This window comes from Mycobacterium sp. TH-M11 (genome assembly GCF_057473725.1).
Window position 1 is genome coordinate 1 of sequence record NZ_JBYCLD010000517.1, and the last position, 7723, is coordinate 7723.

At 66.1% G+C, this 7723-nt stretch carries 7 protein-coding genes and 1 tRNA gene; 3 read left to right on the top strand and 5 right to left on the bottom strand.

Annotation, left to right across the window (positions count from 1 at the left end; translation table 11 throughout):
- Together AC2VOG_RS19750 and AC2VOG_RS19755 are read right to left on the bottom strand one after the other, a co-directional pair.
- Nucleotides 1–251, bottom strand: a 251-nt coding sequence (locus AC2VOG_RS19750; RefSeq protein WP_486941526.1) for a proteasome activator, incomplete at its 3' end; no start/stop codon positions are given.
- 47 nt (nucleotides 252–298) lie between these two features.
- On the bottom strand, nucleotides 299–2290 hold the full coding sequence (locus AC2VOG_RS19755) for a DUF6541 family protein (protein ID WP_486941520.1): 1992 nt from the start codon (nucleotides 2288–2290) through the stop codon (nucleotides 299–301).
- A 109-nt stretch (nucleotides 2291–2399) separates the two neighbouring features.
- Between AC2VOG_RS19755 and AC2VOG_RS19760 the strand changes: the two genes are divergently transcribed.
- Nucleotides 2400–3596 carry a cysteine desulfurase-like protein gene (locus tag AC2VOG_RS19760; RefSeq protein ID WP_486941521.1) on the top strand — a complete coding sequence of 399 codons (1197 nt, stop codon included), beginning with the start codon at nucleotides 2400–2402 and terminating at the stop codon, nucleotides 3594–3596.
- Here the strand turns inward: AC2VOG_RS19760 and AC2VOG_RS19765 are convergent.
- Entirely contained in the window at nucleotides 3593–4570 is a 978-nt protein-coding gene (locus AC2VOG_RS19765) for an NAD(P)H-quinone oxidoreductase (protein WP_486941522.1), read from the bottom strand. The genes AC2VOG_RS19760 and AC2VOG_RS19765 overlap by 4 nt on opposite strands.
- Before the next feature lie 56 nt (nucleotides 4571–4626).
- Between AC2VOG_RS19765 and AC2VOG_RS19770 the strand changes: the two genes are divergently transcribed.
- Both AC2VOG_RS19770 and AC2VOG_RS19775 read left to right on the top strand, forming a co-directional pair.
- Nucleotides 4627–5115 carry a MarR family winged helix-turn-helix transcriptional regulator gene (locus AC2VOG_RS19770; protein WP_486941523.1) on the top strand — a complete coding sequence of 163 codons (489 nt, stop codon included), beginning with the start codon at nucleotides 4627–4629 and terminating at the stop codon, nucleotides 5113–5115.
- A 123-nt stretch (nucleotides 5116–5238) separates the two neighbouring features.
- Nucleotides 5239–5325, top strand: a tRNA-Ser gene (locus tag AC2VOG_RS19775).
- Between the two features lie 3 nt (nucleotides 5326–5328).
- Here the strand turns inward: AC2VOG_RS19775 and AC2VOG_RS19780 are convergent.
- Together AC2VOG_RS19780 and lipE are read right to left on the bottom strand one after the other, a co-directional pair.
- Nucleotides 5329–6204 (bottom strand): cyclopropane mycolic acid synthase family methyltransferase, encoded by an 876-nt coding sequence (locus AC2VOG_RS19780; protein ID WP_486941524.1) that lies wholly within the window; start codon nucleotides 6202–6204, stop codon nucleotides 5329–5331.
- Between the two features lie 146 nt (nucleotides 6205–6350).
- The gene (gene lipE, locus AC2VOG_RS19785) at nucleotides 6351–7595 is read right to left on the bottom strand and encodes a lipase LipE (RefSeq protein ID WP_486941525.1); all 1245 of its coding nucleotides are present in this window, start codon (nucleotides 7593–7595) and stop codon (nucleotides 6351–6353) included.
- Nucleotides 7596–7723 lie beyond the last annotated feature (128 nt).

The following is a 7723-nucleotide window of genomic DNA, read 5'->3' on the forward strand; positions in this document are numbered from 1 at the left end:
GTGAACGGCAGCGTGAGCCGCTCGAGCTCGTCACGCAGCTCCGGTGCCAGCCCGTCTTCGAGCTCGCGGATGCTGGTGGCGTGGATCTCGCGCAGCCGGTTGCGGCTGGCGTCGTCGAGCGGGGCCGCGCGCACCTCTTCGAGGAGTTGCTTGATCATCGTGCCGATCCGCATCACCTTGGCGGGCTGCTCGACGAGGTCGGTGATCGAGCGATCATCCGAGTCCTGCTCGGGGTCCTGCGCCATCGCCATCAGTCGGGGGTCGACGCCGCCGATGACCTCGATGTCGTCGTCGTTACTCAATGCTTGTCACCTTTGGGAGTAGTCGGAGTGCGCTGAGGACCCAGCCATTCATAAATCCAGGCTTCACCGTTGTCGTAGATCTTCGTCCACCACTTCGATCGGTCTATTGACACTAGCCCGTCGGGCACCTTGAACCCGCGAACCGTGGGCGCGCTGGTCAGGACGTAGCGGATGTTCAATGCCCGGATTGCTTGAGGCACCAACGCCCGCTTGTCCTCGGGTACCCCGGGCAGCGCGTCGGCATCGGCGTAGGCCCAGAAGAGGTAGCGGTAATAGCCCGGGCCGATTTGCTGCGGGAAGTCGTAGTGCGTCCACAGCGGGTGCAGATCAGCGACCGCGTACATCCAGGCGGTGCCGTCGACGTTGGAGTTGCCGATCAGGGTGGTCCGCGCCCCGGGCAGCGCGGCCAGGTGGGCAAAGGCGTCCAAGTCTTTGTCGTTGATGATCACCGAGTCGTACTTGTCGCCGAACAGCACCAGATGCCGGTACAGGTAGTGCCGTGCGGACAGCGTCGTGGTCAAGGCCAGCAGTGCCACGCTGACCGAAACCCACACGGTGTCAGGTAGTTTCACGATCTTTCTGGCCACTGCCACGGCGCCGGCCACCAGCGCGAACACCGCGATCGCCGCCATCGGCGTCACCAGCATCGTCACCACCGCCGAGAGCCGGCGCGGGTCGTTGTAGAAGAACTGACTGAACTGCTCGATCACGGCGCCCAGCGGATTGTGAAACGGCGCCCCCGAGTAGATCGTCGCCACGGTGAGCACCAGCCAGAGCACCGGCGGCCACCAGATTTTGTGGTAGAGCAGGATCGCCATGCCGATGGCGATCAGCGCCACGAGACCGTACTGGATCGGGAAGTCGTTGAGGTGGCGGGTGTGCAGCAGCAGCGCGTCGATCACCCCCTGCTTGACGGTCTTGAAGCTGGGGAACGCGTGCCCGGCGATGATGTCGGCTTGTTGAGCCACCCCGAGGAACTGCGGCGCCAGGATCAACAGGGCGGGCACTCCCGCCGCGGCCAGCGTCAGCGCGTCGGCGAGCCGGCCGCGCACCGGATGCCACCACCCGTCCATCAGCCACCAGGCCGCTACGAACACGATCACCACGAAGCCACCGGTGAGGTGCACCGAGAACACCCCGACCAGGGCCAGCACCGCCGCCGGTATCCGGTCCCGATGGCCCAGCGTGGAGACGACCAGCGCAAAGGTCGGGATCGCCACCCCGTAGGCCGCCAGGTTCGGCATCGCCGCCGTGCCGAACTCGACGTAGGGCACCGAGGTGAACGACGCCGACAACGCGGCGGCGGTGGCGGCCACCCCGGCGGCGTGCTTCGTGCGGGAGCGCAGCACGTGCCAGGTCAGCACTGCGGCGCTGGTCGGAAACAACCAGACCGACGCCGCCACCGAGCACAACGTGTAGCCGGTCGTGGGTGCCGCGCCGGTGAGTTGGCAGAAAACCGCGGTCAGCGCATGAAACACCGACGGGTAGTACAGCGGCTGATGAGTCTCGACGTTGCGCAGCTCACCCATATGGGTCGACGACGCCTGGCCGGTGTCGAGCATGAAGCGGACCGTGTTGGCGTGCCAGACCGCATCCCAGGTGCTGGGGATCGACTGCCAATGGACCAGTCCGCGGTAGGCCGCCCACATGATCAGCAACGCTCCCAGCGCCACACCGGCGGCCACCGTCAACGCCTGCCGGCGGTCGATACCCAGCAGTTGTGCCGCCTGGTCGCGGTGGCGGGCCAGCAACGGCTGCATGCAGATCATCGCGACGCACACCGCCGCGAGGGCGGCCAGTGCGGTCCAGCCATTCCACGGGATTCCGACAGCGCCGAACGGGATGATCGCCAGCGCGACAACGCCGTAGGTCAGCGCCGGTCCGACGGCGATGGCGATCGGCCACGTCAGCTGAGTGATTCGTCCGACGATGGCCCCCGGGACGATCAGCAAAAACAATGCCAGCAGCGTTCCGAAGCAGAGCCCCACGCGACTAGTATGGCTGCCCGGGTGGCCTGGCTCGGGACGGTGGGCACTTGTCCGGGTGCCCGCTACGGTCACAGTTTCGCTTATTGGGCGTGGCTCTAAGGTGGCTGCTATGGCATACGACGTCGCCCGGGTACGCGGTTTGCACCCGTCGTTGGGGGACGGTTGGGTGCACTTCGATGCCCCGTTCGGAATGCTCATTCCCGAGTCGGTGGCGACGACCGTTTCGACGGCCTTCCGCGGGTCCTTTCCCAGCACGGTCGGACCGCACCCGTCGGCCAAACGCAGCGCGGCGGTGCTCGACGCGGCACGGCAGGCGGTTGCGGATCTGGTGAACGCCGACCCGCGCGGCGTGGTGCTGGGCGCCGACCGCGCGGTGTTGTTGGCATCGCTGGCCGACGCATCGTCGACGCGTGCGGGCCTGGGCTACGAGATGGTCGTCACCCGCCTCGACGACGAGGCGAACATCGCGCCCTGGCTGCGCGCCGCAAACCGGTTCGGCGCCAAGCTCAAGTGGGCCGAGGTCGACATCGAAACCGGTGAGCTGCCGTCCTGGCAGTGGGAGGGCCTGATCGGGCCGGCGACCCGCCTGGTCGCGGTCTGCTCCGCGTCGGGAACGCTGGGCACTGTCACCGATCTGCGGCCGGTCACGAAGCTGATCCACGACGTCGGCGGGTTCGTGGTCGTCGACCACTCCGCGGCCGCCCCCTACCGGTTGATCGACATCGACGACATCGACGCCGACGTGGTGGCGCTGAACGCGGTCAACTGGGGCGGTCCGCCGGTGGGGGCGTTGGTGTTCCGCGACCCGGCGATCATCAACACCTTCGCCTCGGTGTCGACCAACCCCTACGCCACCGGCCCGGGCCGTCTCGAGGTCGGCGTCCACCAGTTCGGACTGCTCGGCGGCTTCGTCGCCAGTATCGAATACCTCGCCTCGCTGGACGAGTCGGCGCGCGGCACTCGGCGCGAAAGACTGTCAACGTCGCTGCAATCCGCCACCAGCTATCTGGACAGCATCTTCGAGTACCTGATGGGCTCGCTGCGCTCGTTGCCGAGGGTGGTGGTGATTGCCCGGCCCGAATCACGGATCCCGGTGGTCAGCTTTGCGGTGCACGACGTGCCGGCCGAGCGGGTTGTGCAGAGGCTGGCCGACAACGGAATTCTGGCGATCTCCAACGCCAACTCGCGGGTGCTCGACGTGCTCGGCGTCAACGACGTCGGCGGCGCGGTGACCGTCGGGCTCTCGCACTATTCGACGGTGTCGGAGGTCGACCAGTTGGTGCGAGCGCTGGCGTCGCTGGGTTAAAGGGTCAGCACGATCTTGCCGGTCACCTCGCCGCAGGACAGCATGCGGTGCGCTTCGCCGGCATCCTGAATCGGCAGGCGGGCGCCGATAATCGGCCGCACCCGGCCGTCGGCGATCATCGGCCACACCGATTTCGTCACCGCCGCGACGACCTCGCTCTTGCTGTTGGGTCCGTTGGTCGGGCGCGCCCGCAGCGTCGTGCCGATGACGTGCGCGCGTTTACCCATCAGCTTGCCGATGTTGAGTTCGCCTTTGACGCCGCCCTGCATGCCGATGATCACCAGTCGGCCTTCGGTGGCCAGCGCGTCGATGTTGCGGTCGAGGTATGCGGCGCCCATGATGTCGAAGATGACGTCGGCGCCGCGGCCGTTGGTTGCTTCGTGCACCCGTGCGACGAAGTCCTCGTCGCGGTAGTTGATCAGGATCTCTGCACCGAGTTCGCGGCACGCGTCCAGCTTTGCCGCCGATCCCGCGGTGACAGCGACCCGGGCACCCAAGGCGCGCGCAACCTGAATCGCGTGGCTGCCGATACCGCTGGCGCCACCGTGCATCAGCAGCAGCTGACCCTCGTGCAGGTGTGCCGTCATCACTAGGTTCGACCAGACCGTGCACGCCACCTCGGGCACGCCCGCGGAGTCGACGAGGTCCAGGCCGACGGGATGCGGCAGGACCTGACCGGCGGGAACCGCGACGTATTCGGCATAGCCGCCGCCTGCCAGCAAAGCGCAGACTTCTTGCCCGGGTGCCCACTCTGTGACGTCGCTGCCGACCGCTTCGACGACGCCAGAGACCTCCATGCCCAGTAATTCGCTCGCGCCCGGCGGGGGCGGATACAGCCCGGCGGCCTGTAACAGGTCGGCCCGGTTGACCCCGGCGGCGCTGACCTTGATCAGCACATCGTCGGGGCCCGCAGTGACGTCGGGCACTTGCTGCCACCGGAGTTGGTCGGCGGATTCGGCGACGATGCCATACATGCTTGCCACGCTACTAGCCCCTGTTCGAAAGGCGATGCGTCGCATAGCATGACGTGATGGCGGCGCTCATTGCCGGCCGGACAGCCAGCGAGATGCCCGGGCTCGATCTTGCCGAGCAAAAGGCGTGGCAGTCCTTCTTGGATGCCACGCTGCTGTTGTATGCGACGCTCAACCGTCGACTCACCGAGGTGCACAAGCTGTCACTGTTCGACGTCCGGGTTCTCGACATGTTGGACAACGCCCCGGCGGGTTGCGCCCGGATGGGTGATCTTGCTTATGCGTTGGCAGCACTGCCGAGTCGGCTCACCCGCCAGGTCCGCCGCCTGGAAGCGCAAGGACTGGTGCGCCGTGAGGCAAGTCCGAACGATCGGCGCGGTGTCGTCGCCGCGATCACCGACGACGGTCGCGCGCTAGCCCGGGAGGCGATGACGACGTATTCCCAAGGCGTCCGCGCGTACTTCCGCGGCCCGCTGTCGCGGTCCCAGCTTGTCGCGGTGGGTGAGAATTGCAGTCGGATCAGCGCCGCACTGAAGTGTCGTGCATAGGCCCAGGGCGCGGCCGGGGCGGCCCGCGGAGGAGGCGGGCGCATCGGCCCAGCTTCGCTGACGATGCGGGCCGGGACGGCCCGCGGAGGAGGCGGGCGCATCGGCCCAGCTAACCTTGACGGCGGTGGCGTGGCAGAGCGGCCTAATGCACTCGCCTTGAAAGCGAGAGACGGCTAAAACCGTCCGGGGGTTCAAATCCCTCCGCCACCGCCCTTATTTGACCAGCGTGAACTGTCCGATGCTGCTGATGTCGCGGCGGAAGAAGTCCGCGCACCCGACCAGGTAGCGCATGAACCGGTCATAGTTGACCTCTTCGGTGAGCGCTATCGCCTGGTCCCGGTTGGCTTCGAGGTTGGCCGCCCAGGTGTCCAGGGTCCGGGCGTAGTGGGCGCGTAGAAGGTGGATCCGCTCGACGCCGAAGCCGGCGGCGGTGGCGAACTCGACGATGTCGTCTTCGCAGGGCAATTCGCCGCCGGGGAAGATTTCCTGGCCGATGAACCGCATGAAACGTAGATCGTTCATGGTGAGCGTGATCCCGTTGGGCGCAAAGTAGCTTTGCGGATGTCCGAGGATGGTGTGCAACAGCATCCGGCCGTCCGCAGGCAGTGCGTGGTGAGCCATGTCGAAGAACGCGCCGTAGCGGGGCTTGGTGAAGGCTTCGAACGCGCCGATGCTCACGATCCGGTCGACCTTACCGGTGAATTCTTCCCAGCCCTGCAATCGGACCTCGACGGATCGTGTCGTGGGCACCTTGGCCAACCGGGCGGTGGTCCACGCGTGCTGGTTGCGGCTGAGCGTGATGCCGATGACGTTGACGTCGTACTTCTGCAGCGCCAATTCCAGCGCGCCGCCCCACCCGCAACCGACGTCGAGCAGCGTCATGCCGGGTTCGAGGCCCAGCTTGCCCAGCGCCAGGTCGAATTTGGCGACCTGCGCCTCGTCGAGGGTCATGTCATCGCGCTCGTAGTAGGCGCAGGTGTAGCCCATGGTCGGGCCGAGGAACAACGCATAGAAGTCGTCGTTGAGGTCGTATATCGACTGCGACGTCTCGTAGAACGGTTCCAAAGTGCTGCTGTTCTCGCCAGCCATTTCCTAGCCACCCACCTCTATCCAGGGTCGGCAGCGCGGAGCGGACGCTCTCTGCTGAACGCCCAAACTGCTGGTCCCCCGACCACAAACGTGCTTTTCATATTAGACGAGCGTCAATTCCACCGCATCCGTGGCAGTGAGCAGTGCTAAGAAACGCGCGGTATCTCTGCGGCGATGGTGTCGATCAGCGCGGTGTACCGCTTGACCTCGGGGTCTCGCCCGGGCTTGCCGCTGCTCACCACGCCGGCTGCCAGTTGACGCTGCGGGTCGGTCCAGATCGCGCAGTTGACCAGGCCCAGGTGCCCGAAGGCCTGGTCGGCATTACGCCCGAACGGGCCGAATCGCTTTGTGCCAAGCTGAAATCCGGTGCCCCAACGGGCCGGGAGCAGGCCGGTGGCGACATCGGGCCGCAAGCGCCGGCATTGCTTCGCCGCGCCTTTCAACGTTTCCGGGCTCATCACCCGGACGCCGTCGAGTTCGCCTCCGCGACGCCAGATTTCGGCGAACCGTGACATTTCGTCGGCGTTCGAGACGGTGTTGGACGACGGGACGACGGTCTTGAGAAAAAGTGGCGTATTTGTGATCGGGATGATCTCGTGCGTCGTGCCGCCGACCGCTTTGCGGAACGCGGCCGCGATCGGCGCAGGCAGTAACGGGTTGCCGGTGGGGTGACTGTGCGCGACCAGGGGGATGTCTTCCTCTGCCACGCCGAAATTGGTCCAGCGGAAATTCAGCGGATCGAGAATCTCGGTGGCCAAGATCTCGCGGATGTCCTTACCCGTTGCGGCGTAGACGATTTCGCGCATCAGCGGACCCCAAGTCAGCGCGTGGTAGATGTGCACGAGCCCCGGCCGGTAAAGCGGGCGCAGGTTGCTGAGCTGCTCTTGCGCGTACTCGTGATCGTCGGCCCGCTTGAGGTCCGGCCTGGGTCCGGTCGGAAACGGGACGCCGGCGCTGTGGGTGATCACGTGCCGGATGGTGGTGCGGTCTTTGCCGTGGCTGGTGTAGGTCGGGATGTATTGGCAGACCCGATCGTCGAGCGAGAAGTGGCCGCGCTCAACGAGCATGTGCACGACGGTCGCGGTAATCGCCTTCGCCGAGGAGTAGACGCAGAACGGCGTGTCGGTGCGGACCGGGATCTTCTCTGCGTCCGGCGCGTCGGTGGGGGCGTTGCCCCAGCCGTGGCCGATGGCCCGGTTTAGCACGACCTTGCCGTTGTGCCGTAGACATACCTGGATCGCCGGGTGCATGCCGGCCTGATACCAGTGGCTGGCGGCTTGCCAGATCCGCTCGACGGCCTGCTGGTCGATCCCGGAATGGTCCTCGTCGCCGATCGCGGTGACGGAGTCGAGGTCGGTGGGCACCCGGATTCTGCCCTGTGAATCGGTCATGCCGCGAGGGTACGTGGGAGCCAGGTTTCCGAGTTATCCACAGTTGGATGGTTAGCCACAGTTGGTGTTCTGTCGTGGGCGTTGTGTCGGGGCTGACGGCTAGTATTCGAACATGCGTTCTAGTAGTC

What these genes read in the sequence shown, in the direction of transcription:
- AC2VOG_RS19760 (WP_486941521.1), top strand. Translation starts at nt 2,400, where the DNA reads ATGGCATACGACGTCGCCCGGGTACGCGGTTTGCACCCGTCGTTGGGG.
- AC2VOG_RS19765 (WP_486941522.1), bottom strand. Translation starts at nt 4,570, where the DNA reads ATGTATGGCATCGTCGCCGAATCCGCCGACCAACTCCGGTGGCAGCAA.
- AC2VOG_RS19770 (WP_486941523.1), top strand. Translation starts at nt 4,627, where the DNA reads ATGGCGGCGCTCATTGCCGGCCGGACAGCCAGCGAGATGCCCGGGCTC.
- AC2VOG_RS19780 (WP_486941524.1), bottom strand. Translation starts at nt 6,204, where the DNA reads ATGGCTGGCGAGAACAGCAGCACTTTGGAACCGTTCTACGAGACGTCG.
- lipE (WP_486941525.1), bottom strand. Translation starts at nt 7,595, where the DNA reads ATGACCGATTCACAGGGCAGAATCCGGGTGCCCACCGACCTCGACTCC.